This window comes from Achromobacter sp. 77 (genome assembly GCF_020541125.1).
Lineage (GTDB): Bacteria > Pseudomonadota > Gammaproteobacteria > Burkholderiales > Burkholderiaceae_B > Achromobacter > Achromobacter mucicolens.
This window is the reverse complement of sequence record NZ_CP059848.1, coordinates 3877169-3902001: the sequence shown is the minus strand read 5'-3', so window position 1 is coordinate 3902001 and position 24833 is coordinate 3877169. Positions and strand designations below refer to the sequence as shown.

The 24833-nt window shown below is 66.2% G+C and carries 27 protein-coding genes; 11 read left to right on the top strand and 16 right to left on the bottom strand.

Annotated elements, in window-relative coordinates; all coding sequences use genetic code 11:
• Positions 1-44: 44 nt before the first annotated feature.
• The 3 genes from H4P35_RS17990 (at position 45) to bamC (ending at position 2828) form a co-directional block, all read left to right on the top strand.
• The gene (locus H4P35_RS17990; RefSeq protein ID WP_056323397.1) at positions 45-692 is read left to right on the top strand and encodes a site-2 protease family protein; all 648 of its coding nucleotides are present in this window, start codon (positions 45-47) and stop codon (positions 690-692) included.
• An 88-nt stretch (positions 693-780) separates the two neighbouring features.
• Entirely contained in the window at positions 781-1686 is a 906-nt protein-coding gene (gene dapA / locus H4P35_RS17985; RefSeq protein WP_056323399.1) for a 4-hydroxy-tetrahydrodipicolinate synthase, read from the top strand.
• A gap of 17 nt (positions 1687-1703) precedes the next feature.
• On the top strand, positions 1704-2828 hold the full coding sequence (gene bamC, locus H4P35_RS17980) for an outer membrane protein assembly factor BamC (RefSeq protein ID WP_128828750.1): 1125 nt from the start codon (positions 1704-1706) through the stop codon (positions 2826-2828).
• 186 nt (positions 2829-3014) lie between these two features.
• Here the strand turns inward: bamC and H4P35_RS17975 are convergent, their stop codons facing one another.
• The 3 genes from H4P35_RS17975 to mutS all read right to left on the bottom strand — a co-directional run bounded on the left by H4P35_RS17975 (position 3015) and on the right by mutS (position 7299).
• Complete coding sequence (locus H4P35_RS17975) at positions 3015-3236, bottom strand: endopeptidase (protein ID WP_081101139.1); 222 nt, start codon at positions 3234-3236, stop codon at positions 3015-3017.
• Between the two features lie 218 nt (positions 3237-3454).
• Positions 3455-4648 (bottom strand): cupin domain-containing protein, encoded by a 1194-nt coding sequence (locus H4P35_RS17970; RefSeq protein ID WP_152385029.1) that lies wholly within the window; start codon positions 4646-4648, stop codon positions 3455-3457.
• Complete coding sequence (gene mutS, locus H4P35_RS17965) at positions 4645-7299, bottom strand: DNA mismatch repair protein MutS (RefSeq protein WP_226846408.1); 2655 nt, start codon at positions 7297-7299, stop codon at positions 4645-4647. Before mutS ends, H4P35_RS17970 begins: the two co-directional genes overlap by 4 nt.
• Before the next feature lie 257 nt (positions 7300-7556).
• Here mutS and H4P35_RS17960 point away from each other — a divergent pair, with 257 nt between their 5' ends.
• The 3 genes from H4P35_RS17960 to H4P35_RS17950 all read left to right on the top strand — a co-directional run bounded on the left by H4P35_RS17960 (position 7557) and on the right by H4P35_RS17950 (position 9472).
• Positions 7557-8021, top strand: coding sequence for a hypothetical protein (locus H4P35_RS17960; protein ID WP_180098245.1), 465 nt, complete (start codon positions 7557-7559; stop codon positions 8019-8021).
• A 124-nt stretch (positions 8022-8145) separates the two neighbouring features.
• The gene (locus H4P35_RS17955; protein WP_226846407.1) at positions 8146-9048 is read left to right on the top strand and encodes an aldose 1-epimerase; all 903 of its coding nucleotides are present in this window, start codon (positions 8146-8148) and stop codon (positions 9046-9048) included.
• Between the two features lie 67 nt (positions 9049-9115).
• Positions 9116-9472 carry a hypothetical protein gene (locus H4P35_RS17950; protein WP_056323418.1) on the top strand — a complete coding sequence of 119 codons (357 nt, stop codon included), beginning with the start codon at positions 9116-9118 and terminating at the stop codon, positions 9470-9472.
• Between the two features lie 64 nt (positions 9473-9536).
• Here H4P35_RS17950 and H4P35_RS17945 read toward each other — a convergent pair whose 3' ends face one another.
• Entirely contained in the window at positions 9537-10550 is a 1014-nt protein-coding gene (locus H4P35_RS17945; RefSeq protein WP_226846406.1) for a zinc-binding alcohol dehydrogenase family protein, read from the bottom strand.
• Positions 10551-10577: 27 nt separating this feature from the next.
• Entirely contained in the window at positions 10578-11372 is a 795-nt protein-coding gene (locus tag H4P35_RS17940) for an SDR family NAD(P)-dependent oxidoreductase (RefSeq protein ID WP_180098247.1), read from the bottom strand.
• Between the two features lie 113 nt (positions 11373-11485).
• Here H4P35_RS17940 and H4P35_RS17935 point away from each other — a divergent pair, with 113 nt between their 5' ends.
• Positions 11486-12388, top strand: coding sequence for a LysR family transcriptional regulator (locus tag H4P35_RS17935; protein ID WP_226846405.1), 903 nt, complete (start codon positions 11486-11488; stop codon positions 12386-12388).
• A gap of 65 nt (positions 12389-12453) precedes the next feature.
• On the opposite strand, the gene H4P35_RS17930 is transcribed toward H4P35_RS17935, so the two are convergent.
• Positions 12454-12972, bottom strand: coding sequence for a DUF6496 domain-containing protein (locus H4P35_RS17930; protein WP_056323428.1), 519 nt, complete (start codon positions 12970-12972; stop codon positions 12454-12456).
• Between the two features lie 188 nt (positions 12973-13160).
• Here H4P35_RS17930 and H4P35_RS17925 point away from each other — a divergent pair, with 188 nt between their 5' ends.
• Complete coding sequence (locus H4P35_RS17925) at positions 13161-13376, top strand: dodecin (RefSeq protein ID WP_062842102.1); 216 nt, start codon at positions 13161-13163, stop codon at positions 13374-13376.
• A gap of 733 nt (positions 13377-14109) precedes the next feature.
• On the opposite strand, the gene H4P35_RS17920 is transcribed toward H4P35_RS17925, so the two are convergent.
• Positions 14110-14664: an NADPH-dependent FMN reductase gene (locus tag H4P35_RS17920; RefSeq protein ID WP_056323434.1), complete on the bottom strand. Its 555-nt coding sequence runs from the start codon at positions 14662-14664 to the stop codon at positions 14110-14112.
• 156 nt (positions 14665-14820) lie between these two features.
• A complete protein-coding gene (gene hpxZ / locus H4P35_RS17915; RefSeq protein ID WP_226846404.1) occupies positions 14821-15195 on the bottom strand; it encodes an oxalurate catabolism protein HpxZ in 375 nt (124 codons plus the stop codon).
• A gap of 201 nt (positions 15196-15396) precedes the next feature.
• Here hpxZ and H4P35_RS17910 point away from each other — a divergent pair, with 201 nt between their 5' ends.
• The gene (locus tag H4P35_RS17910) at positions 15397-15936 is read left to right on the top strand and encodes an antibiotic biosynthesis monooxygenase (RefSeq protein ID WP_180098250.1); all 540 of its coding nucleotides are present in this window, start codon (positions 15397-15399) and stop codon (positions 15934-15936) included.
• A 50-nt stretch (positions 15937-15986) separates the two neighbouring features.
• Here H4P35_RS17910 and H4P35_RS17905 read toward each other — a convergent pair whose 3' ends face one another.
• Genes H4P35_RS17905 through H4P35_RS17880 form a run of 6 tightly spaced genes read right to left on the bottom strand, consistent with a single transcriptional unit; the run spans position 15987 to position 21018 of the window.
• A complete protein-coding gene (locus H4P35_RS17905; RefSeq protein WP_226846403.1) occupies positions 15987-16694 on the bottom strand; it encodes a GntR family transcriptional regulator in 708 nt (235 codons plus the stop codon).
• 42 nt (positions 16695-16736) lie between these two features.
• Positions 16737-18125, bottom strand: coding sequence for an AtzE family amidohydrolase (locus H4P35_RS17900; RefSeq protein WP_226846402.1), 1389 nt, complete (start codon positions 18123-18125; stop codon positions 16737-16739).
• Positions 18122-18304, bottom strand: coding sequence for a DUF4089 domain-containing protein (locus H4P35_RS17895; protein ID WP_056323446.1), 183 nt, complete (start codon positions 18302-18304; stop codon positions 18122-18124). The genes H4P35_RS17900 and H4P35_RS17895 overlap by 4 nt, the downstream gene beginning before the upstream one ends.
• A 27-nt stretch (positions 18305-18331) precedes the next feature.
• Positions 18332-19153, bottom strand: coding sequence for an ABC transporter ATP-binding protein (locus tag H4P35_RS17890; RefSeq protein WP_056323449.1), 822 nt, complete (start codon positions 19151-19153; stop codon positions 18332-18334).
• The gene (locus H4P35_RS17885; protein WP_370638932.1) at positions 19153-20007 is read right to left on the bottom strand and encodes an ABC transporter permease; all 855 of its coding nucleotides are present in this window, start codon (positions 20005-20007) and stop codon (positions 19153-19155) included. Before H4P35_RS17885 ends, H4P35_RS17890 begins: the two co-directional genes overlap by 1 nt.
• Before the next feature lie 3 nt (positions 20008-20010).
• Complete coding sequence (locus H4P35_RS17880) at positions 20011-21018, bottom strand: ABC transporter substrate-binding protein (protein ID WP_226846401.1); 1008 nt, start codon at positions 21016-21018, stop codon at positions 20011-20013.
• Between the two features lie 242 nt (positions 21019-21260).
• On the opposite strand from H4P35_RS17880, the gene H4P35_RS17875 reads away from it, so the two are divergent.
• The gene (locus H4P35_RS17875) at positions 21261-22181 is read left to right on the top strand and encodes a LysR family transcriptional regulator (RefSeq protein WP_056323455.1); all 921 of its coding nucleotides are present in this window, start codon (positions 21261-21263) and stop codon (positions 22179-22181) included.
• A gap of 112 nt (positions 22182-22293) precedes the next feature.
• Positions 22294-22962, top strand: a complete 669-nt coding sequence (locus tag H4P35_RS17870; protein WP_226846400.1) for a DUF4286 family protein — start codon at positions 22294-22296, stop codon at positions 22960-22962.
• 26 nt (positions 22963-22988) lie between these two features.
• Here the strand turns inward: H4P35_RS17870 and H4P35_RS17865 are convergent, their stop codons facing one another.
• Positions 22989-23948 carry a tripartite tricarboxylate transporter substrate binding protein gene (locus H4P35_RS17865; RefSeq protein ID WP_226846399.1) on the bottom strand — a complete coding sequence of 320 codons (960 nt, stop codon included), beginning with the start codon at positions 23946-23948 and terminating at the stop codon, positions 22989-22991.
• A gap of 80 nt (positions 23949-24028) precedes the next feature.
• The gene (locus H4P35_RS17860) at positions 24029-24829 is read right to left on the bottom strand and encodes a class II aldolase/adducin family protein (RefSeq protein ID WP_226846398.1); all 801 of its coding nucleotides are present in this window, start codon (positions 24827-24829) and stop codon (positions 24029-24031) included.
• Positions 24830-24833 lie beyond the last annotated feature (4 nt).

Sequence of the window (24833 nt, the reverse complement as noted above, 5' to 3'; positions counted from 1 at the left end):
GACGCGCCGCGCTGGCGCGCGGCTCATCTACAATCCGGTTCGCCATGAATGACATCATCCAAACCATTGCGGTCTACGCGATACCGGTTATCTTCGCCATCACCCTGCATGAGGCGGCGCACGGCTACGTGGCGCGCATGCTGGGCGATCCGACCGCCTACCAGGCCGGACGGGTCAGCCTGAACCCGGCGCGGCACATCGACCCCGTCGGCACGCTGCTGGTGCCGGTCGCCATCCTGCTGGCCTCCAAGCTCATGGGCAGTCCCGGCTTGCTCTTCGGTTGGGCCAAGCCGGTGCCCGTGGACTTTGGCCGCCTGCGCCGTCCCAAGAAGGACATGGCCTGGGTCGCGCTGGCCGGACCGGCCGCCAACCTGTTCATGGCCATTTTGTGGGCGCTGTCGCTGCGGCTCTTCATGGAAAGCGGCCTGCACGAAAGCTTCTGGTTCGAAATGGCGGTGGCGGGCGTCAACGTCAACCTGGTGCTGATGGCGCTGAACCTGCTGCCCATCCTGCCGCTGGACGGCGGACGCGTTCTCTTCAGCCTGCTGCCCAATCGCCTGGCCTGGCAATACTCGAAAATCGAGCCGTATGGATTGATCATCGTCATTGTCCTGCTGGTCACCGATGTGCTCTGGTTATTGATGCAACCGGTGCTCGGGCTGGGAACGACGATCGTTCAGTGGTTTCTGTAAGATTCCACCCAATATCCGTTAAACTCAGCGGTTTCACTGAATCAGGCCCTGGGGCAATCCCGCCGCGGGGTTTTGGAGCCCGACATCTATGGCATCCCCTGCTACCGCCGCAGGCGTTAATTTCCAGGGCAGCATGGTGGCCTTGGTCACCCCAATGCAACCCGATGGCAGCCTGGACTACGCTGCCTACCGGTCGCTGATCGACTGGCACGTCCAGGAAGGCACCGACGCGCTGGTGGTGGTGGGCACCACCGGGGAGTCGCCCACGGTCTCCATGGAAGAACACGCGGAACTCATCCGCGTTGCCGTCGAACATGCCGCCGGCCGCATTCCGGTCATTGCCGGCGTGGGCGCCAACTCCACCGACGAAGCCATCCACCTGACCCGCCACGCCAAGGCAGTGGGCGCGCAGGCTGGCCTGTCGGTCGTCCCGTACTACAACAAGCCGTCGCAGGAAGGCCTGTACCGACACTTCCGCACCATCGCCGAAGCCGTCGACCTGCCCACCATTCTTTACAACGTGCCGGGCCGCACCGTTGCCGACATGAGCAACGAGACGATCCTGCGCCTGGCGCAGGTGCCGGGCATCATCGGCATCAAGGACGCCACCGGCGACATCGCCCGCGGCGGCCTCTTGCTGCGCGAAGCGCCTGCCAGCTTCCAGGTCTTCAGCGGCGACGATCCCACCGCTGCGGCCCTGATCCTGCTGGGCGCACGCGGCAATATTTCCGTCACGGCCAACGTGGCGCCCAAGCTCATGCGCGACCTCTGTGCCGCCGCCCTCGCGGGCGATGTGCCCAAGGTCCGTGAACTTAACGCGTTCCTGGCGCGTCTGAACAAGGTTTTGTTCGTCGAAGCCAACCCCATCCCCGTCAAGTGGGCGTTGGCCCAAATGGGCCGCAGCGCGCTGGGCTACCGGCTGCCGCTGGTCGAACTGAGCGCGCAGCATCACGCAACGGTGCGCAATGCGCTCCAGGAAACGGGACTGCTCTAAATATCGTGAGGAAACGTATGAACAAACGTCATGCCGGTTTGTCGGCATTGATGTCTCTGGTGTTGCTGGCCGGGTGCTCCGAGGTCAACCAATTCCTGGGCAATGAAGAATCGGTCGACTACAAGAGCGCGGTAAACCAGCGTGGAGAGCCTCTCAGCATTCCGCCCGACCTGACGCAGGCCAATAGCGATCCCCGCTACCGCGCGCCGGCCTCGGGTTCCACCACCTTCTCTGAATTCCAGCAACAGGGTGTGGCCCAGGCCAGCGCCCCGAAGACCAGCAACGTGCTTCCCAACCGTTCGGACATGCGCGTCGAACGCGACGGCGATCTGCGCTGGCTCGTCGTGGACCGTCCGCCCGAGCAGGTTTTCCCCCGCCTGATCGACTTCTGGACCGAAAGCGGCTTTACCGTCGCCACCAACAATCCCGGTGCCGGCCTGATCGAAACCGACTGGGCCGAGAACCGCGCCAAGATCCCCGAAAGCTGGCTGCGCCAGGCGCTGGGGGCGGTGCTGGAATCGGCGTGGGATAGCGGCGAGCGCGAGAAATTCCGCACCCGCGTCGAACGCGTCAACGGTCACACCGAAATCTACGTCAGCCACCGCCAGATGCTCGAAAAGCGTGTCGGTTCCGACGGCGGCCAGGTGCAGTGGCAGAACGGCAAGGAAGACCCGGGCCTGAACGCCGCCATGCTGGCGCGCATGATGGTCTTCCTGGGTACCGACGTCGACAACGCCCGCAAGCTGGTGCAGCAGGCCGAGGCCTCGCCGCAGCGTCCCGCCGTGCAGCAGGACGTTCGTGCCCAGGGCGCGTCGCTCATCGTCAGCGAATCCTTCGACCGCGCCTGGCGTCGTGTCGGCGTGGCGCTCGATGGCGGCGGCTTCGCAGTCGATGACCGCGATCGTTCCTCCGGCGACTACTTCGTCCGCTATGTCGACACCGACACCGGCGAAAAGATGGAACAGCCTGGCTTCTTCAGCCGCATGTTCTCTGGCGACAAGAAGGCGCAGGCAGCTCAGTACCGCATCCACCTGGTGGGCAACGGCGAACAGACGACCGTCTCGGTCCTGGACGCCAACGGTACGCCGGACAGCAGCCCGACCGCGCAGCGCCTGTTGAGCGTCCTGAAGGACAAGATGTAATAGAACCGCCGGGCCGCGCGCTCACGCGCAGCGGCCACCGGCAGGGCCCCCGGTCGGGGCCCCATGCCCGGCCGGCGGCAAGCGCGGACTTCCGTCGCTTACGTTCCGGCAAGGCACAAAAAAACCCTGGCATCACATGCCAGGGTTTTTTTTGCGTCTTCAGTGCGGGGGTTCGTGCCTGAAGGATTACGACGCGGGGGTGGTCGAGCCGCCCGGCGTGGTCGAACCGGAACCAGGCGTCGTGCCCGGGGCCGCCGGTGCGGGCGAGGCCGGCGGCGTGCCGCCAGGTGCGGGCGTGGTGGCGCCGGGAGTCGGGCTGGTCGCCGGCGCCGGGGCATCTTCCTTCTTGTTGCAAGCGCTGAGCGCGACGGCCAGCACCGAGGCAATAATCAAGGTTTTGCTCATCATTATTTGAACTCCTGTAGATGACGACTCTTGAAACCCCGTTAGGGGAAACCAGAACTCAGGCTACAGGAAGGTTCAGGCCGATCGCGTAGGAAAGTTAAATCGTTCGCATCCCAACGGCAACAAACCTTTCAGCTTGGTGTTATGTCTTTCTTGATGTGACCCGGTTTACAGACCTGATTTCTTTCTGTGTGACACGGATACGCGAACGTTTCCAGATACTACTCGGCTCGGTAATGAATCCAGCCCGAGTCCAGCCAATCGGCCAGACATGCCCGTGCTTCGTCGGAAAGACGGGCGCAGGCGGGATGCGCACAATCCAGGCTACGTGAATCGGCCAGCAGGCGCAACGCCGCATCCGCGGGCGTCATGGCGGTTTCTCCGTTGATGAACAGCTGTTTGCCGCGATAGAGCATGCGGCTGCGGCGGTCCAGCACCAGACGTCCCGACGTGGGCCAGTCTTCCTCCAGATCGACGTCCATCCCCTCGGACGCATCGAACACGCTGAGGTTGCTGGGCTCGGTCAGCCAGCACCCCAGAAAGCGCGACGCCAGCGCGTCGTCAAAGCGCAGCTTTTCCACCGTTTCCAGCGTGGCCGCCACCAGTGCGTCGGGTAGCGCCGCGGGCGTGTCCACGGCCGGCTGTGCCGGATCGCGGTAGACGGCCGACAGCTTCGGGCCGGGCAGGGCGGGTTCGCCGTAGGGGCCACCCAGAAGGCCCACGCGGGCCATGACCTGGTCCGCGGCCGCTTCCAGCAGGCCACGCGCCAGCGTCGCCTGCGTCGGCGCCCGGAAACCGATGGAGATCGTCATGCAGCCATCGCCCATGGCAATGCCGTCGTGGGCGGCCTGCGGCGGCAGGTACAGCATGTCGCCGGGCGCCAGCACCGCCTTTTCCTCGGGCTGGAAGTTGCTCAGGATCTTGAGCGGCAAGTCCGGTTCCAGCGACAGGTCCTTCTGGCGGCCATAGCGCCATTCGCGCTCGCCCGCGGCCTGCAGCAGGAACACGTCGTAGCTGTCGAAATGCGGGCCGACGCCGCCGCCGTGGCTGGCGATGCTGATCATCACGTCGTCCAGGCGGGCGTCCGGAATGAACCGGAACTGGGCCATCAGCTCGGCGGCCGCATCGCTGTGCAGGTCCACGCTCTGCACCAGCAGCGTCCAGTCGCCCTCGTTGTCCTTGGGCAGACGCGCAAAGGGGCCGTTTTCCATCTGCCATTCGCCGTTCTCGCGCCAGATGAGGCGCGACTCCACGTCGTCGCGGCGCGCGAGTTTCTTGATGGCCGCGATGGTGACGGGCGGCTTGAACGCCGGAATGGCCTGGCGGATCAGCAGCGGCTTCTTCTGCCAGTAACGGCGCATGAAGTCGTTGGGGCTTTGATTGCCCAGGAGCGCAAGCGGATGATCGAGGTTCATTGGAGGTGCTTCTTCAAGCGGTAAAGGGCATCCAGCGCTTCGCGCGGGGTGAGGCTGTCGGGGTCGATGGCGGAAAGCTCCTCGCGCAGGGAGTCGAGCGCCTCGATGGTGTCTGCACGTTCGGCCTGCGCATACGCCTGGGCGTCGGCCTCGGCAGCAGCCGAGAACAACCCCAGCTGCGGCGTGGGGGCGCCTTGCGCTTCCAGGCGTTCAAGTTCGCGCGTTGCCTGCCGGATGACGGCGGCGGGCACGCCGGCGCGCTGGGCCACCTGAATTCCGTAGCTGCGGCTGGCGGGGCCTTCGCGCACTTCGTGCAGGAAGACGATGCCGCCCGCCGACTCGGCCGCGGCCAGGTGGACGTTGGCGGCCGTGGGCTGCTCGGCGGGCAGGCGGGTCAGCTCAAAGTAGTGTGTGGCAAACAGCGTCAGCGCGCGGTTGTGCGACAGCAGGCGGCACGCAATGGCCCATGCCAGCGCCAGGCCATCGTACGTGGACGTGCCGCGTCCGATTTCGTCCATCAGCACCAGGCTGTTGGGCGTGCTGGCCGACAGGATGGCTGCGGCCTCCGTCATTTCCATCATGAAGGTCGAGCGTCCGCCCGCCAGGTCGTCGGCTGCGCCGATGCGGGTGAAGATACGGTCGATCTTGCCGATCCGGGCGCGCGAGGCCGGCACGAAGCTGCCAATGCGCGCCAGCAGCACGATCAGCGCCACCTGCCGCATGTACGTCGACTTACCGCCCATGTTCGGGCCGGTGATGAGCAGCATGCGCCGTGCGGGATCCAGACGGCAGCCGTTGGGGGTGAAGCGTTCGATGGCGCGTTCCACCACCGGATGGCGGCCGGCCTCGATGTCGATGTCGGCCTGCTCGGACAGCTCGGGCGCGATCCAGTCGTGGCGCTGCGCGTGTTCGGCCAGCGCGGCCAGCGTATCCAACTCGGCCAGCGCCGCGGCGCAGTCGGACAGCGGGCGAACGTGCTCGGCCAGCACGTCGAGCAATTGCTCGAACAGCCATTTTTCGCGGGCCAGCGAGCGGTCCTGCGCGGACAGCACCTTGTCCTCCCAGGTCTTGAGCTCGGGCGTGATGTAGCGCTCGGCATTCTTGAGCGTCTGGCGGCGGCGGTAGTCTTCGGGCACCTTCGCCGCCTGGCCCTTGGTGACTTCAATATAGAAGCCATGCACGCGGTTGAACTCCACGCGCAGGTTGCTGATGCCGGTGCGCTCGCGCTCGCGCGCTTCGAGCTGGACAAGGAAGTCTCCGCCGTCGGCGGCCAATGCGCGCAGCTCGTCGAGTTCGGCGTCAAAGCCGGCTGCCAGCACGCCGCCATCGCGGATGGCCACGGCAGGCTCAGGCGCGATGGCGCGCACCAGCAGGGCGGCCAGGGCAGGATCCACGGACAGATGCGAGATCAGTTCGCCGATGCGCGGCGAGGCCGACATCGGTTCGACCAGATCGGCCAGCGCGGGCAAGGCCTGCAGCGCGTCGCGCAGGCTGGCGAGCTCGCGCGGGCGCACGGAGCGCAGCGCCAAACGCGCAGCGATTCGCTCGATATCAGGAAAGGCGTTCAGCGCGGCGCGCAGGGCTTCGAGCAGGCCCGCCGAGCCGAAGGTCTGCTCGACGTCCATGCGCCCGGCCAGCAGCGCCGAAATGGCCTGCTGGCGCGCCAGCGCCTGGTCGTTTTCGCGCAAGGGGTGATGCAGCCACCGGCGCAAGAGGCGGCTGCCCATCGGCGTGCGGCAACCGTCCAGCAGCGAGAACAGCGTGGGCGAGTCTTCGCCCGACAGCGTCTGCGTCAGTTCCAGATTGCGGCGCGTGACCGGGTCCAGCAGGACGAACTGCCCGGGCCGCTCGGCCGACAGGCTTTGCACGTGCGCCAACGCCTGCGACTGCGTGCGCGCGGCATAGCGCAGCAACGCGCCGGCCGCGCAGATGCCGGCGGGCATGTCTTCGATGTCAAAGCCCGCCAGCGTGTCCGTCTTGAAATGCGCCAGCAGGTGTGCGCGCGCGCCGTCGCTTTCGAAGTGCCAGTCCGGCACGCGGGAGCGGGCGCCCTCGAACGGAAAGTCGAACTCCGCGGTGTCGGCGCAAACGATCTCCGCCGGCGCAATGCGGTGCAATTCCGATTCCAGCTGCGCGGGCGCGCATTCGGTCACCCGGAACTCGCCGCTGGCCAGATTCAGCCACGCCAACCCCGCGCGCGGCGCGCGAGCGCTGCCGCTGACGCAGATGGCCGCCAGCGCGCGATCCGCCTTGGCGGGCAGCAGGGCGTCGTCGGTCAGGGTGCCGGGCGTCACGATGCGCACGATGCGGCGCTCGACCGGCCCCTTCGAGGCGGCCGGATCGCCGATTTGCTCGCAGATGGCGACGGACTCGCCCATCGCCACCAGCCGGGCCAGGTATTGCTCCATGGCATGCACCGGCAGGCCAGCCATGGGGATGGGCACGCCGTTGGACGAGCCCCGCTTGGTCAGTGTCAGATTGAGCAGCCGCGCGCCACGCTCGGCGTCTTCGTAGAACATTTCATAGAAGTCGCCCATGCGATAGAACAACAGCAACGGCCCGGCCTCGGCTTTGAGGCGCAGGTATTGCTGCATCATGGGGGTGTGGCCCGCGTGGGCGTCGGCGGCGGTATTTTGCAGTGCAGAATTCATGCCCGTGATTGTATCGGGGCGGGGAGGGCGCCGCTGAACAGCGGCGTGGCGATTTGGCGGCGGGTTGCGATTTTTCGCATGACTGGGCGCCTGGACGAATGGTGCGCATACGAAACAGGCTGAATCGCGCCGAAATCGGCTGAAATAACCTTCGGAAATGGACGCGCAGTTGCCCGCGACAAATGTCGCTATGGTAGTTGCCTGGCCGCATAGCAACGCGGTGAGATGACATCGACCTCCACGCCATCGGGATCAAAATGAAAGTCAAATCCATGCTGTCTTTCGTCGTGCTTTCCTTGCTCGCCGCCGGGGGCGCCCAGGCAGACAGCTGCCGAGCCAATTACCAGGGCGGGGAAGATTGCCGGTACGACGATGGCACCACGTCGTCGAGCCGCTCCAACTACCAAGGCGGCTTCGATACGACCTACAGCGATGGCAGGACCTCCACCAGCCGGAAAAACTACACTGGCGGTTTTGATACCCGCTACAGCGATGGCAGCAACTCCACCAGCCGGTCAAACTACACCGGCGGCTACGATACGCGTTACAGCGACGGCTCTTCCTCTTCAAGCCGGAAAAACTACACGGGCGGTTACGACACCCGCTATAGCGATGGCTCATCGTCTTCCAGCCGGAAAAACTACAACGGCGCCCTGGACACGAATTCCCGGCGCAGCAAGGACAGTAAGGCCGACACGCGCAGGCCGGCGGGCGCCCACTGATCTGGGGTGGGCCGCGCGGGGCGCTTGACCGGTCGCACGACCGCGCCAACTTGCAGCCCCAACGCGCCGCCGGGCACAATCGTCCCGACGTGGCGCGTGTGGACGCCGCGGGAGTTTCAACGCCATGCCCGATATTGCCGTTCCTGACGTGCTGGATGCCAGCGAGCGCGTGTCCATTTCCAGCGGCGACCACCACGCCGAGTTCGCGCCCGGCGGGGGCGGCCGGCTGACGCGGCTGTCCACCGGCGGACACGACTGGATCGTGCCGCTGACCGCCACCGAATGGCCAGCGGGCCGATGGCCGCGCGCCGGATCTTATCCGCTGGCGCCGTATTCCAACCGGATCCGCGATGGCGTCTTCACGTTCAATGGCGCCCGCTACGCATTGCAGTCCGTGCCCAACCGGCCGCAGGCGATTCATGGCTCGGGGCTGTTCCAGTCATGGCAGGTCCGCAATCTGACGCCCGACAGTGTCGATCTGGTGCTGGATCAGCCGGCCGGCGTGCTGGGCTGGCCCTGGCCGTTTGAATGCGTGCAGCGCTGGCGGCTGGACAGCCGTGGGCTGAGCCTGAAGATGGCCATCACCAATCGAGGCGACACGCCAATGCCGTGCGGGATGGGCATCCATCCGTATTTCACGGCGCAGCGCGTCACGCTGCACGCCCGGCGCATCTGGCCGGCGGACGAGAATGGCTTGCCCACGGGCAGCAAGACGACGACGGTGCGAGAGCTGCGCCAGTCCGCCGAAGGCTGCGACACGTACCTGTCGCAATGGCAGGGCCGCGCGACGCTGCACTGGCCCGACGGCCACGAACTGGCGCTGCATGCCGACCCGGCGTTCGCGCATCTGGTGGTCTACACGGCGCCGGGCGCGGATTTCCTTTGCGTGGAACCGGTCAGCAACGTGGCCGATGCGTTCAATCTGGCGGCGGCGGGCGAGACCCGAACCGGCATGCAGGTGCTGGAACCTGGAGAGCGTTTTGCCGCCACGCTTCTGCTGGGGCTTGCGCCAGCGCGGAAAAAGTGAATGGCAGCTTGGTAAGCGCCGCGCCCTGCGGCGATAATCCGCTCAAACCAGAATCAGGAGTCGTTACGTGAAAAAGCTCAGCACCGAACAATTGCAGGCTGCGGTCGAGACGCTTCGCCGGACGCAGGCCAAACTGGCTCGCGCCGGCAACCTGCCGCTTGAGCCCACCATCTACGCCAGCGCCAAGGGTTTTCGCCGCAACGTGCCCGATTATGTGTGGTCCTGGCTGTCCGGCCTGCTGGCGCCGCACAAGAGCCTGTCGGCCTGGATGGACACGCACCAGCCGGGCTGGCGCGAAGGCAAGACGCCGGCGGCCGCCGTCTATGCCCGCACGGAAAACGGCTGGTTCCAGTGGCTGATCGCCGAACTGGAAGCCGAAATCAACGACCCGCACGCGCGCGCCAAGCGCGAAGGCCGAGGCTGATTGGCCTGATCGCGCCCGGCGCGGCGCGCCGGCGCACGCGATCCCGTTCGGGATCGCCGCGTTTCTAGAACCCCTCCAGCACGATCTTGCCGCGCGCCTTGCCGCTTTCGATGAAGGCGTGGGCGCGGCGCAGGTTTTCCGCGCTGATCTTGCCGTAGTGCTCGCCCAGCGTGGTGCGCAGCGTGCCGTTGTCGATCAGGCGGGCAGCCTGGTTCAGCAGTTCGTGCTGCGCGATGAGGTCGGGCGTGTTGTGCAGCGGCCGGGCAAACATGAATTCCCAATGCAGCGAGGCTGACTTGCCCTTGAGCAGCCGCACATCGATCACGGCCGGGTCGTCGATCAGCGCAATCTTGCCCTGCGGCGCAATCGCTTCGGCCATCTGCGGGAAATGCGTGTCCGTGTGCGTCAGGCCGGCGATATAGCTCACATTGTCAAAGCCGATGCGCTTGAGTTCGCCGGCCAGCGGTTGGGTGTGATCGATGACGTGATGCGCGCCCAGGTCGCGCACCCAGGCCTGGGTCTCGGGTCGCGAGGCCGTGCCGATCACGGTCAGGCCGGTGAGCTGTCGCGCCAGCTGCACCAGGATCGAGCCAACCCCGCCTGCCGCTCCGATGACCAGCAGGCTGCGCTGGCTGGGCGCGGCGTTGTCCAGCACCCGCAGGCGGTCGAACAACAGTTCCCAAGCGGTGATCGTGGTCAGGGGCAGGGCGGCCGCCTGCGCAAAATCCAGGCTCTTGGGCATGTGGCCGACGATGCGCTCGTCCACGACATGGCGTTCGCTGTTGGCGCCCGGACGGGTCAGGGCGCCGGCATACCAGACGCGGTCGCCCGGCTTGAAGAGGCTGGTGCGCGCGCCGACCGCGCGCACGATGCCGGCGGCGTCCCAGCCGATGATTTCGGGCTGGCCGTCCTTGGGCTTGCGGTTGGCGCGGATCTTGACGTCCACGGGGTTGACCGAGATGGCGTGCACGTCCACCAGCAGGTCGTGGTCGCCCGGCACGGGTTCGGGGGCGGTGATGTCCTGCAGGGCGTCGGCGTTGTCGGCGGGCAGGTTCTTGAAGTAGGCAATGGCTTTCATGGCGGGAGCGTCCGGCGGTTCAGGGGTTCAGATGATGGAGCGGACCACGCCGCCGTCCACGCGCAGGGCCGCGCCGTTGGTGGCCGACGCTTGGGTCGAGCAGGTGTAGACGACCATGTTGGCCACTTCTTGCACGGTGGCCAGCCGGCGCAGCAGCGAGGTGGGGCGATGCTGGGCGATGAAGTCCTGCTCCATCTGCGCTTGCGAGACGCCTTGCTCCTTGGCCATTTCCGCGAAGAAGTCGGCGACCCCGTCGGACCGGGTGGGGCCGGGCAGCACGGCGTTGACGGTGACGTTGGTGCCCGCGGTCAGCTCGGCCAGGCCGCGCGAGACCGCGAGCTGGGCGGTCTTGCTGACGCCGTAGTGGATCATCTCGGCCGGGATCTGCACGGCGGATTCGCTGGAAATGAACACGATTCGGCCCCAGTTGGCGGCCAGCATGCGCGGCAGGTAGTAGCGCGACAGCCGGATGCCGCTCATGACGTTGGTGTCCATCATGGACTGCCAGTCGTCGTCGGTGATTTCGGTGAAGGACTTGGGCGTGAAGGTGCCGGCATTGTTGACCAGGATGTCCACGTCGGGATGCGCGGCGCATACCGAGGCGGCGCCGTCCGCGGTGGCCAGGTCCGCCTGCACGGTCGTGACCTGGGCGCCTGCAACTTGCTGCGTGACGGTCTGGCCGGCTTGCGCCAGCTTGGTTGCATTGCGGCCGTGCAGGACGACCTGCGCGCCGGCCTCGGCCAGTCCAATGGCAATCGCCAGCCCAATGCCACCGGACGATCCGGTGACAAGCGCCTTCTTGCCGTTCAGTTCGATTTTCATGCGGCGACTCCTTGCGTGTCGGGGGAATGAATGCATGATTACCCACTCCGCACCGATGAAAAACGGGCTAGCATCGCAGGCAGTTTCAATAAATTTTTGAAAATGAGGGCGAATTGGTCCGATTCGAGGATTTGAAGATCTTTGTCGCCGCGTCGGATCTGGGCAGCTTCTCCGCCGCCTCGCGCGAGCTCGACCTGACGCCGGCGGTGGCCAGCGCCGCGCTCAAGCGGCTGGAAGAGGCGTTGGAAACGCGGCTTTTCGTGCGCTCGACACGTAGCCTGCGTTTGACCAGCGATGGCGAACGCTACCTGGAATATGCGCGCTCGGCGCTATCCACCCTGGAAGCCGGCAAGAACGCAATGGCGCGCGACAAGACGGACATTGCCGGCACCTTGTCGGTATCGATCCCGTCCGACCTGGGCCGCCACGTGCTGCTGCCGTGGCTGGACGAGTTCCAGCGCCAGCACCCGCGCGTCAACTTCCAGCTACGCATCAGCGACCGGCTGGCGGACCTGTACCGGCAACCGGTCGACATCGCCGTGCGTTACGGCACGCCGAACGATTCCAGCCTGGTCGCACTGCCGCTATCCGAACACAACCGGCGTGTCGTATGCGCGGCGCCCGCGTACCTTGCGCGGCACGGCGTGCCGCAAACGCCGGCGGACCTGCGCCGCCACAACTGCCTGTCGTTCGTGCTGGGCGAAACGCTGCACGATCGCTGGACTTTCGAGCATGAGGGGACCAGCCTCACCATTCCCGTCAAAGGCGATCGCGTGGGCGACGACGGTGACCTGGTGCGGCGTTGGGCGCTGGCTGGGCACGGCATCGCGTACAAATCGCGCTACGACGTGCTGAGCGACTTGCGCGCGGGCCGGCTGGTCGAGCTGCTGGCCGGCTATGGCAGCGAGCCGTCGCCGCTCTATCTGCTGTGCGTGCATCGCATGCTGCTATCGCCCGCGGTGCGGCGCTTGCGGGAATTTCTGCAGGAACGGTTCAAGGCATTCGAGGCGGGCTAGCCGCGCGTTCAGAAATTGCTGCGGTATCGCCACGCCGCATTCGTTCGCCTCGTCAGTGCGCCATATCAATGCGCCGCATGATGCCCGCCTGCGGCCTGCTTGTTCGCCGCCCGCGTGCGTGCCGCCTTCTTGGCTGCGGCTGAGCGGCCGGCCGCACCCTTGGTCGCCGCTGCCTTGCGCGCGGCGGCCGAGCGGTCCGCAGCCGTGCGCTTGCTGGCCGTCTTGGTCGCGTTGCGTGACAGTGCGGACTTCGACGCGGGCTTGGTGCTTTCCTTCTTCAGGGCTTTGGTCGTGGCCTTGGAGCGCGTGCTTGACTTGGCATGGCCGTCATGCGCCGCGCGGGTGTCCTGCGCTGCCTTGCGTTTGGTCTCGGCGCTGGCGTTCTTGGGCGTGCCCAGCTTCACCCCGGCGCGGCGCGCCTTGGACAGGCCGATTGCGATCGCCTGCTTGCTGGATCGCACGCCATGCTTGCCCTCGCGCACATTGTCGATTTCCTCGCGCACGAATTCGCCGGCTTGCGTCGATGCTGATTTGCCTTCGCGCTTGTCCCGCTTCGCGCGCTCGATGGTCTTTCGTTCAGGCATGGTGATCTCCTTTGCTTCGCATTGCAAAAGCGATTCCGTCGCCGGTCGAGACCGCGCGACGGAACTCGTAACACTAGGCTATCGCTGCGCAGGTATCCTGTGTGTTCGAATGGATTGCCGGTCGTAAGCGCCGGAACACGGCGAAAGCACCGACGATTCACGACTCACCCCCTATGCGGAGACGAGCTATGTCGAATCATGTCTACAAGCAGATCGAGTTGGTGGGCTCTTCCACCAAGTCCACCGACGATGCGATCGCGAAAGCCATCGAGCGCGCGTCCGAAACCTTGCGCAACCTGGATTGGTTCGAGGTGACCGAAGTGCGCGGCCACATCAAGGACGGCAAGGTGGCGCACTGGCAGGTAGGGTTGAAGATCGGCATGCGCCTGGAAGGCGATTCCTGATCCCGCCGCTGGTCATTGCTTGACCACGCCTCGCAAGTGACTGTCGCATAACGAGTTTCTGTACTTGTTGTGCGACTGTTCAGAGGCTTGTCCACATTCCATGGGGACAAGCCTGTCCGCTTGTCCACCGTCGCATCTCATCCTCATCCCACGCGCTGCGGCGGCAGCACGGTGAGCGATTCTTGCCCGCACCCTGCAAGTCGATGATCTGCAAGGCTTTTGGCAGAGTACCCGCAGACTGTCCTCAGGCTTATCCACATTCGGCGGGGACAACCCCAGCACGGTTAAACCACGTTTGGGCCTTTCTTGACCACGCTCCGCAGGGCATTGATATGAAACAGGATTTTCCACCTGCCCTCATACTGTCCTCATCCTTGTCCACAGAAGGCGGGGACAAATCCACACTCGGGCGTGCGCCGTCGCCCTGACACCCCCAACAACGCCGAAAACCGGGGATAACTCCATCAGAAATCGTCCATAAGGATGATTGCGCATTTATTGACCGCGCGTCGCAAGTGCTTGCCGAGACAGGAAATTTTGGATCTGCCCCAAGGCTGTCCTCACCTTTCTCCACAGTTGGAGGGGATAAGTGGGGGCGAGCTGGAAAATGCGAGGGCGTCTGACACCCGACCATAAAAAAAGCCCCTCGACGCATCGAGGGGCTTGATCGCCCGGAGGTAGATCGGGCGATCGGCGCCGGCACGCGCGGGGCGTGGCCGGCGTCGGCGGCAGATCAGGCGTTCATTTTCTTGATCCAGTCGACGTAGCGGTCCACCCAGCCCTGCAGGAACTTGCGGGTGCCTTCGTTGGTGATGGTGAACTGGTCGTCGACGAGGCCTTCGGAATACTGCAGGAAGACTTCCGGTGTGGTGAGCGCGTTGGCGCCTTCGGCGGCCAGGATGTTGCGCAGATGTTGCTGCATCATGGCCGTGCCCGCCGCGCTGGGCGATGCGCCCAGGATGCCGACGGCCTTGCCGGTCCACGAGTTCTGGCCCCACGGACGCGAACCCCAGTCGATGGCGTTCTTGATGGCGGCCGGGACCGAGCGGTTGTGCTCAGGAGACACGAACAGGATGCCCTGCGCGTCGGCGATCTGCTGCTTGAGCTTGGCGGCGGGGGCGGGCAGGTTGTTTTCGTTGTCCTGGTTGTAGAGCGGGATGTCGCCCAGGCTCACATACTCGAACTTGAAGTCGGCCGGAACCAGCTTTTCCAGCGCACGCGCCACGCGCAGATTGATCGAGGCGGCGCGCAGGCTTCCGACGAAAACCGCAATCTTGTATGTGCTCATGAGCAGGGGCTCCAACAAGGAAAAGGGAACGGCCAGTGTAGACCTGCAGAAGTCCGGGCTCAATGCCGTTTGCGAATATTCACATGGCGTTTGGCAATGTCGGCCTGATGCCCGCAGGTCCCACGCGCGTTGATGGTACGCGGGCGATTGGCGAGGTCACGTCATCAGACTGACATGGGCGGCGACGACGCGCCAGCCTTCGGGGGTGCGCATCCATGTCTGGCTCTGGCGGCCGGTGCGCGCGCTGCCGTCGCGCTGGAATTCCAGGTTGGCGGTGGCGAAGTCGCGGCCATAGGTGGTGATGGCGGTGCGCAGGACCTGTCTTGCCAGGCCTTGCGGCGAACGCTGTGCGCGGAAGGCGCGAATCTGGTCGTAACCGTAGAGGTTTTCGCCGGCGCCGTAACGCAGGGTATGCGGGCTGTTCCAGAACAGGGTGTCCAGCACTTCCACGTCGTTGGAAACCAGCGCCGCTTCATAGCGTTCGACAACCGCGGTGACCTCGGCCACGACGTCGGGCAGATTGATGTCCATTGCTGCTTATCTCCGGTATGCACCAGCTTGGTGCGTGAGGTAGGGGTAATCACCAATATGGGGTGTGTTGCGGTGCGCAAATATCCACGCGCCAGACCCGGTAAGCCCTCGCAAGGCGGGATTGCTGCGCTGCAAGGCTGGCACGCCGTTTGCTAGGGTTAACGTGCATAACACGCTGCACGCTGCCCCAGGAGTATCACCATGTCCGCATCCGCCGTTTCCGTTCCGGTCACCATGATGGTGACGCGGCACATCGCGCCCGAACGCTATAGCGATTTCCTGTCCTGGATGCGCCAGGGCGAAATCCTGGCGGCGGGCTTCCCGGGGTTTCTGGGATCTGGCGTGCTGCAGCCGCCCGAAGGCGGCGACGAATATCAGATCTTGCTGCGCTTCACGGACGAGGCGAGCCTGAACCGGTGGGAGAAATCCCTGCCGCGCCGCATGTGGCTGGAGCGCGGCGCCAGCCTGGTGCGGGCGAGCCACGAGCATCGCGTGAAGGGCACGGAAGGCTGGTTTGCGCCCAAGGCCAGCACGCCGCCGCGCTGGAAGCAGGCGGTCAGCATCTGGCTGGCCTACTTTCCGGTGCTGCTGGTGTTCTCGATGCTGGTGAGCGAACACTTGAACATCCTGCCGGTGTTCTGGCGCGTGCTGATCACGAGCGTGGTACTTACACCCATCATGGTGTTCTTCTGCATGCCGTTCATCTCGCGCGTGCTGCAGCGCTGGCTGCGCGCCGGCTGAGGCCGCGGGGGCGCTAAGCCGCGCGCCGGGCGCGGCGGTGTCCTTCACCTTCACGCGGCCTTGGCGCGGCGGGTCGAGTAGAGCCGGTGCAGCGTGATCTTGCGCACCGCGTTCTGGCTGTCCCGGATATGCGCGCGCAACAGGTCTGCCGCGCCCACGGCATCGCGCGCCAGGACCGCGGACAGGATCGCGGCGTGTTCCCGGTACGTGGTGCCGATGCGGTCGGGCTGGGTGAAATCCAGCCGCCGCACGATGCGGATCCGCTCGGTGGCGGCGCGGTGCACGCGCGCGATCTCCGGGTTGCCGGCGGCCGCCACCAGCTCGACGTGAAAGCGCTCATCCAGATCCGCCAGCCATTCGCAATCGCTCGAACGCTCGCTTTCGTCCACCAGCCACGTCTCGGCAAGCGGGCGCAGCGCCAGCAGCGGATCGGGCGACTGGTCCGGCGCGCACAGCGCATGCACCGCGGCCGCTTCCAGCACGCTGCGCAGCTCATAGAAATGATCCAGCGTTTCGAAATCCAGCGGCTTGACCAGCCATCCATTGCGCTGGCGCACCTCTAGATAGCCTTCCCGCTCCAGCCGGAACAACGCCTCGCGCACGGGCGTGCGGCTGACCTGCAGGCGGTCGGCGATCTCGGTCTCGGTGAAGCGGTCGCCCGGGGCCAGGCGGAAATCCAGGATGTCGCGCTTGAGCGCGGTGTACGCGGAGTCGGCCAGCGTGCGCGGCATGTCGATGGCGGCGAAGGCGGTGTCCATGTCGAGGCTCCAGGCGTTGCGGGTGGTGGGGCGGAATGGGCGTCAGACTGGCCGGACGCGAGCTGCGCCGGCTTGTTCCAGCGCATGGGCTGCGCGCAGGCAGTCGATCTCGCGCCACGGGGCGGCGATAAGCTGCACACCCAGCGGCAGATGGCCGTCCTCGTCCAGCTCCGGCCACGTGGGCGCGGTGCAGACGGGCAGGCCGATCGCGGAAATCGGTTGCGTCAGCAGGCCCATGCTGGCGCGGGCCGGCAGTTGCTTGCCCGCCAGCGTCAGCCAGTCCGCGCCGATGGGCGTGGCGCTGACGGGCGTGGCCGGGGCGATGAGAACGTCGTAGTGTTCGAAAAGCGCCAGCGCTTCGAGATAGGCGCGATGGCGCACGCGCTGCGCCTGTTGCACCCAGGCAGCAGGGACGAGGCTGCCGGCCACCAGGCGGTCACGCGAATGCGGTTCGTAGTAGTCGTAGTGCGTGACGAGCCGGCGGCGGTGCAGCGCTCCGCCTTCGGCCGCGGTGATGACGAAGGCGGCGGCGCGGGCCTGCGCCGCGGCGGCAAAGTCGACCTCATCGGTGGCGCCCAGCGCGCGCGCGGCAATCTCAACGGCGCGGCGCGCCTGCGGCCCCGCCCATTCCGAAAAATAGCCGCCCAGCACTCCGACGCGCAGCGCGCCCGCGCCCTCGGAGAGGGCCGGCAACGCGGGCGTGGCGGGGCGCTGCGCGCAGGCGACGTCGGACTCGTCCGGGCCTTGCAACGCGTCGTAGGCCGCGGCCAGATCGCTGACGCTGGCCGCGAAGGGCCCCAGGTGATCCAGGCTGCCGACAAAGGGGAAGGAACCGGTGCGCGGCAGGCGGCCGAAGGTGGGCTTCAGGCCGAAGACGCCGCACAGCGAGGCCGGCACGCGGATCGAGCCGTTGGTGTCCGACCCCAGGGTCAGCGGCACCAGACCGCCGGCCACGGCAGCGGCGCTGCCGCCGGACGAGCCGCCCGCGATGCGGGCCGTGTCGTGCGGGTTGCGGCACGCGCCGTAATGCGTGTTTTCCGTGGTGAAGCCGTAGGCGTGCTCGTCCATGTTCAGCGCGCCGATCAGCACGGCGCCCGCCTCGCGCATCCGCGCCACCAGCATCGCATCGCGGCTGGCGGGCGGGTTGGACGCGTTGACGCGTCCGCCGGCCAGCGTGACTTCGTCGGCGACATCGAAGAGGTTCTTCACGGCGTAAGGCACCCCGGCCAGCGGCGGCAGCGTGTCGCCGCGCGCCCGGCGCGCATCGATGGCCAGCGCTTCCTGCCGCGCGCGGGTTTCCGTCAGGGCCGTGAAGCAGTTGTAGCGGGGATCGCGCTCGCGCACGCGGGCGAGGGTGGCGTCCAGCACCGCCACGGCGCTGCGTTCGCCGCTGCGCACCTGGCGGGCGATATCGTGAGCGGGGCCGGTCACGGGCGGAACACCGAAGCCGATTCCAGTTCCACCGGCAGCGGTTCGTCCGCAAACGCGGCGGCGATGTCGTGGATGCGGGCGAACTGCTGCGCGACCTGCTCGGTGGCGGACTCGCGCAGCGCATACCCCGACAGCGCCAGCGCGCTGCGCACGTATTGGTCGATGGTTTCCTGTGTCATGGCGGATGCTCCCGGTGATGGCGTGGGTTACTTGCGCACTTCGCGCTGGAAGATCTCCAGGCTTAGTTTCTTCATCTGGATGAAGCTGGGCTCGGACAGCGTCTCGACCGTGCGAGGGCGCGCATCCGTGTAGTCCAGGATCTCGGCGACCCGCGTGGGGCGCTTGGTCAGGAGCAGCACCTGGTCGGCCAGGTACACGGCTTCCTCCAGGTCATGCGAGACCAGCAGCATGGTGGTGCCGGTCTGCAGGAAGACTTCCTGCAGCTTCTCGCGGATGAACAGCGTCATCTCGAAGTCGAGCGCCGAAAACGGTTCGTCCAGGAACAGCACCTCGGGCCCGGGCGCCAGCGCGCGCATGATCGAGGCGGTCTGCTGCTGGCCGCCGGAAAGTTCGTAGGGATAGCGGTTCAGATCGAACTTCACGTCGAACGAGGCCACCAGTTCCTCGACGCGCGCGTCGACCTGGGCCTTGCTGCGGCCCTCCAGCCGCAGCGGATAGGCGATGTTGTCGATGGTGCGCAGCCACGGGAACATGGCTTCACGGTAGTTCTGGAACACGTAGCCGATCTTGGTCTGCGCCAGCGATTTGCCGTCGAACAGGATCTCGCCGGCATCGATGGGGATGAGGCCCGCGATCATGTTGATCAGCGTGGACTTGCCGCAGCCGTTGGGACCGAAGACCGAGACGATCTTGCCCTTGGGAATGTCCAGGTTGAAGTCTTCATACAGCGGCCAGCCGGCGAAATACTTGGTCAGCCCGCGGATGGTGATGTGCGTGCCCAGCGGGCCCGGTTGAAAAGGCGCGGCGGCCGGTCCGGGGGCGATGGCGGGATTGATGACGGTGGACATTATCGGCCGCTCCAGTGAACCACGCGCTTTTCCAGCACGAGAAAGAGAATGTTGAGCACATAGCCCAGCGCGCCGGCCGCCAGGATCGCGGCGTACATCTCGCGCACGTTCAGCACCTGCTGCGCATTGATGATCCGGTTGCCCAGGCCGCTGTCCGAGCCGATGAACATCTCGGCCACGATCACGATGACCAGCGCCATCGACACACCGCTGCGCAGGCCGACGAAGGTGGGCTGCAGGCTTTCCCAGATCAGCACGTCCTTGAAGATCTGCCAGCGCGAGGCGCCCATCACGCGCGCGGCCATCACCCGCTGCTTGCGGGCGTTGATGACGCCGTAGGCGCTGTTGAACAGGATCACCAGGACGGCCGCGAAGGCGGCGATGGCGATCTTGTTCATGTCGGTCACGCCGAAGATCATCAGGAACAGCGGGATCAGCGCGGAGGACGGCGTGGAGCGGAAGAAGTCCACCAGGAACTCGACGCTGCGGTAGGCCTTTTCATTGCTGCCCAGCAGCACGCCCAGCGGCACGCCGATCACGCCGGCGATCAGGAAAGCCTGCACCGTGCGGTTCAGCGAGGACAGGAAGTCGGCCAGCAGCGGGCCGCCCGCCATGCCCTTGACCAGCGCCACGATGGTGGCGCTGGGCGTGGGCAGCAGCACGGGGCTGACCAGCTGCAGCCGCACCACGAGGTCCCACACGATGAACAGCGCCAGCGGGCCGATCAAAGGAAGCAGGCGCACGCTGTTGAACTTGCGCGGCGGTTTGGACATGGCCGGCTGCGCCTTGGGCGGCGCGGTGCTGGAGGCCGTGGAAGGGGCGGGCGTGGCGCCCGTAGCCGTGGTCGCGGTCATGGATCAGCCCTTGTAAAGCATGGTCGAGACGTCGACCTTTTGCGCGAAGATGCCCTTGTCGGTGAAAAGGTCGAAGAACTTCTGGAAGTACTGCACGTCGCTGGGCGTGAACTCGTTGTGCAGCGTGTAGGCGGCCAGCGGCACTTCCTCGGTCATCGGACCTTCGATGGCGGTGTAGCCCTTCAGGAAGGGGCGCGCCTCGGCGGGCTTGGTGCGGATCAGTTCGATGCCGCGCGCGTACGCGGCGATGAATTTCTTGCTTTCCTCGGGATGCTTTTTCAGAAAGGCGGTGGTGAGCGAGGCCGAGCCGCCGAACCACGGCGCCATGGGATCGCCCAGCACGTATTTGGCGATCACGCCCGTTTCCAGCACGCGGGTCGTGCCGTTCAGGCGGCCCACGGTGCCCGTGGGTTCAAGCGTGTAGCACGCATCCAACTGGCCGGCGGCAACCGCGGCGACGTGCTGGCTGATTGCCAACTCGACCACGGTTGCTCCGGTTGCGCCGGCGCGCTCCAGTACTGCCTTGGCCAGCGTGGAATTCTGGATGCCGGGACCAGAACCGACCTTTTTCCCCTTGAGGTCTGCGATGGATTTGATGGGACTGTCTTTCGCGACGATGAACTCGTCCAGCACGTTCTTTACGTTGCTGGGGTTGGACGCAAAAATCTTGAACAGGCCGGGCGAGGCGATCTCGCCGATGGCCAGGTTGGCCGAGCCCGTGCCGTTGGCGCTGCCGTCGGCACGGCCCGCGAGCATGGCTTCCATGACCTGCTGCGCGCCGGCGAACTTCAGCGCCTCGACGTTCAGGCCCGCTTCCTTGAAGTAGCCTTTCTCGATGGCGGCATAGAACGGCAGGCCTGCGGCCACGGGCCAGAAGCCGATGCGGATGACCGGACCCGATTGCGCGCGCACCAGCGCCGGGGCGGCGAGCGCCGCGGCGCCCATGGCGGCGCCCTGGATCAGGCGGCGGCGGGTGGCGTTGAAGGCGTAGGGTGCGTTGCGATCGATCATGTGGGGCTCCTGGGCTGCTTGAGTGGGGGCGCTTGTAGACAAGCTTGCATACCAGTCATCAAGCAATACCCGTGCCAGGTTGCGCGCGGGAGGGTTCGCCCCGTGGCGCGCCCGCTTGCCGCTTCAGGCTGGTGCCCGGCGTGAACCAAAATGGTGCAAGGCGCACCACATAAGGGGACATAGCGGCTTGCCGCGCGGGAGGGCATGCGCGCGCCCGCCGGGATGGCAGTAGCATCTGGCCCATGAACACGCGTTTTGTCGAAGCCTTTCTGTGGTCCGCCCGGCTGGGCAGTTTCCGCGCCGCCAGCGACCGCCTGCACATCACGCAGGCGGCGGTGGCAAACCGCGTCGCGTCGCTGGAAGAAGACATCGGCGCGCGCCTGTTCGAACGCGACGCCAAGGAGCTGAAGCTGACCGCGGTCGGCACGCGGCTGCTGGACTACGGCGAGCGTCTGCTCGAGATCCGGCAGCAGATCCTGTCGCTGGGCAAGCGGGGCGACGAGGTCGCCGGCCTGGTGCGCATCGGTGCGATCGAAACCGTCGTGCATACGTGGCTGATCGGTTTTCTGACGAACCTGCGGTCGACGTATCCGGGCATCGAGGTGCAGCTCACGTCGGAAACCACGCGCGCCCTGCATCGCGGCCTGCGCGAAGGCACGCTGGACATCGCGTTCCAGACGGACGTGCTGAACGATACGGGCATCATCAGCATGCCGTGCCTGCCGATGGAAATGGGATGGGTCGGGCCGGCGGGGGGTGAAGACGCCATGACGGTGCATGACCTGCTGGGCGAGCCGGTTTTGACGATGAGCCCGGGATCGCAGCCGCACGAGGCGCTCAAGGCGCTGTACCGCGAGGTGGGCATGCCGCAAGGCAAGGTGCATTTCGTCAGCTCGATCTCGGCGCTGGCGCGGCTGGTGCGCAGCGGGTTCGGCCGCGCGCTTGTGCCGTTGCCCCCCATCTATGAGTACGTCGCGCGCGGCGAGATCCAGGTGATCCGCACGGATCTGCCGGCGCCGCCGCAACTGCTGGTGGTGAGCTACCTGGAAAGCGGCGGGTCTGACGCCATTCGGCTGGTCGCCGAGCTGGCCTGCCGCGCGTCGGATCAGTTCACGGCCGCAGTGGTGGCCCCGCAGGCCGAACCGGCCCGTTGGCAAGGGTGAAAACCCCGGATCGCTTTCAGTAATTCTGTTGCCGGGCGCAAGATTTATTGGTTTGCCGCGCGGCGGCCTGCGCCCGAAGATGAGGCCTTGCTCATCCAGACCCTCTGCCGCCATGACGCCTGATTCCGAATTCCCGCTTGTGCCCAACGGGCTGCTTTTTGTCGCGACCGACGTCGATCCCGCCGATGAACCCGATTTCAACCGCTGGTACGACCGCGAGCATGTCGAGGAACGCGTGCGGATTCCCGGCTTCCTGTCGGGCGCGCGCTATGTGTCCGTGCAGGGCGGGCGCAAGTATCTGGGCCTGTACCGCACCCAGTCGCTGGGCGCGTTCACCACGGCGGCTTACCGCGCCGCGTTCGAACGCCAGACCGCCTGGTCGGTGGCCAACCTGGACCGCATGCGCGATCCGATGCGCCGCGTGTGCGCGGTGGAAGCGGTGACCGGCGCGGGCAGCGGCAGCCAGCTTGTGGTGCTGCCCTTGCCGGTGGGCTGTGCGGGTGCGCCGGTGGGACTGGCGCGTAATGCCGGCGCCGAATTGCGTGAGGTCGACGGCTTCGTGCGGTCCTGCCTGCTGGTGCCCGACGCGGCCCTCAGCACCCCGCTGCCGCGAGAGTCCGCCAGCGGCCGCGTGCTGTCGCCGCTGTTTGTCGTCGAGGCCAGCACGCCGGCCGCGGCGCGAACCTTGCGCGATGGCGCCGCCGCGGCTTTTGATGCCGATCCCGCCGCAGCGTGGTGGTACGCGCTGGGGTGGAAGCTGGAGGGGGCGGACCTCGCGTAGCGGCTTGCCGCTTGCGGCCCAGCGCGTCAATGCGCCTGCGGATCGAACTTCTTGACCAGCACGGCCCACTTGTCGTGTTCGCGCTTGATGAAGGTGGCGAACTGCGCCGGCGTGCCGCCGACCGGCTCGGCGCCTTCACGCAGCATCTGCTCGTTCAAGGCGGGCAGCGTCGCGTTGACTTCGCGGTTGACCAGATCGACCACCTGCTGCGGCGTGCCCTTGGGGGCGAAGAAGCCGAACCACGAACCCGCGTCAAAACCCGGATAGCCGGATTCGGCGATGGTCGGCAGCTCGGGCAGGGTGGCGGACCGTTGCTGCGTGCTGACCGCCAGCGCGCGCAGCTTGCCGGCGCGAATGTGCCCGATCACGGACGGAATGGTTGCGAACATGAAGTCGATGCGGCCGGCCAGCAGGTCGTTCACGGCGTCCGCGCCCTTGTACGGCACGTGGGTGGCGTTGACCTTCAGTTCGTCCATCAGCATGTAGCTGGACAGGTGCGACGAGGTGCCCACGCCGGTGGAGCTGTAGTTCAGATCGCGCGCGGACTTCACGTATTTCAGAAAGCCCTGGATGTCCTTGGCGGGCGAGGACGGCGGCACGACCAGCACGTTGGGAACGGTCGCGATCTGCACCATCGGCACCAGGTCGGTGAGCGGATCGTAGGACAGCTTGTTCAGCGACGGATTGACGGCGATGGGACCGACCGAGTTCACGATCAGCGTGTGGCCGTCGGGCGCGGCGCGCACCACGTACTCGGTGCCGATGTTGCCGCCCGCGCCGGGTTTGTTTTCCACGACGAAGGGCTGGCCCAGCTTCTGCGTGAGCGTGTTCGTGACGCTGCGGGTGAGCGTGTCGGTGGTCCCGCCGGGCGAGAAGGCCACGATGACCTTGACCGGCCGGTCGGGATAGCCGGCGGCGATGGCGGCGGGCGCGGTACAGGCGCCCGCCAGCGCCGCGCAAGCGAGCAGGGCTTGGGCAGTTTTCATGATGTCTCCTCGCGTGGTCGTTGTCGTGTGATGAGGGCCCCGTGCCGCCACGCCGGCCGGGACGCTGAAAAATCGGAAGGTCAGTCGCGGTAGCCGGGATCGATCCGGTCCAGCTTGCGCAAGAGCGCGGGCCACTCCATGACGCCGTAGGGGCGGCGGGTGCCAGGCTGGTAGTTGTTCCAGGTTTCTTCCAGCACCGGTTGCGGCACGGGCTGAAGCCGAGCGCCCGTTGCCATGGCCGCCAATTGCGAACGGCAGGCCAGTTCCAGGCGGTGCATCCAGTTGAAGGCCTCGCCCACGGTGCGGCCCACGGTCAGCGCGCCGTGATTGCGCAGGATCAGCGCCTCGCCCTGGCCCAGATCGGCCAGCAGCGAGGCCTGTTCGTCGGTGCCCAGCACCACGCCCTGGTAATCGTGGTAGCCGATCTTCAGAAAGCGCATGGCGGTCTGCGTCAGCGGCAACAGGCCGCATTCCAGCGACGACACGGCCATCGACGCCCAACTGTGGGTGTGGATGACGCAGTCCACCTCGTGGCGGTGGGCATGCACCGCGCTGTGGATCACATAGCCGGCCTTGTTGATGCCGTAGTTCAGATCGCCGAAATCGGGCTTGGACAGGATGGTGCCGTCCAGGTCGACCTTGATGAGGCTGGACGCCGTGATCTCCTCGTACATCATGCCGTAGGGGTTGATGAGGAACGCGTTGTCCTCGCCGGGCACGCGGGCCGAGATGTGGTTGGCCATCATGTCGGCCATGCCGTAGAGCTCGACCAGCCGGTAACAGGCCGCCAGATCCACGCGGGCTTGCCACTCGGCGTCGGAGCATTGGGGGCGCATGGAGGAAATGCCCAGCCGGCCGGGGCGATTCGGAGTAGTGGTCATCGGA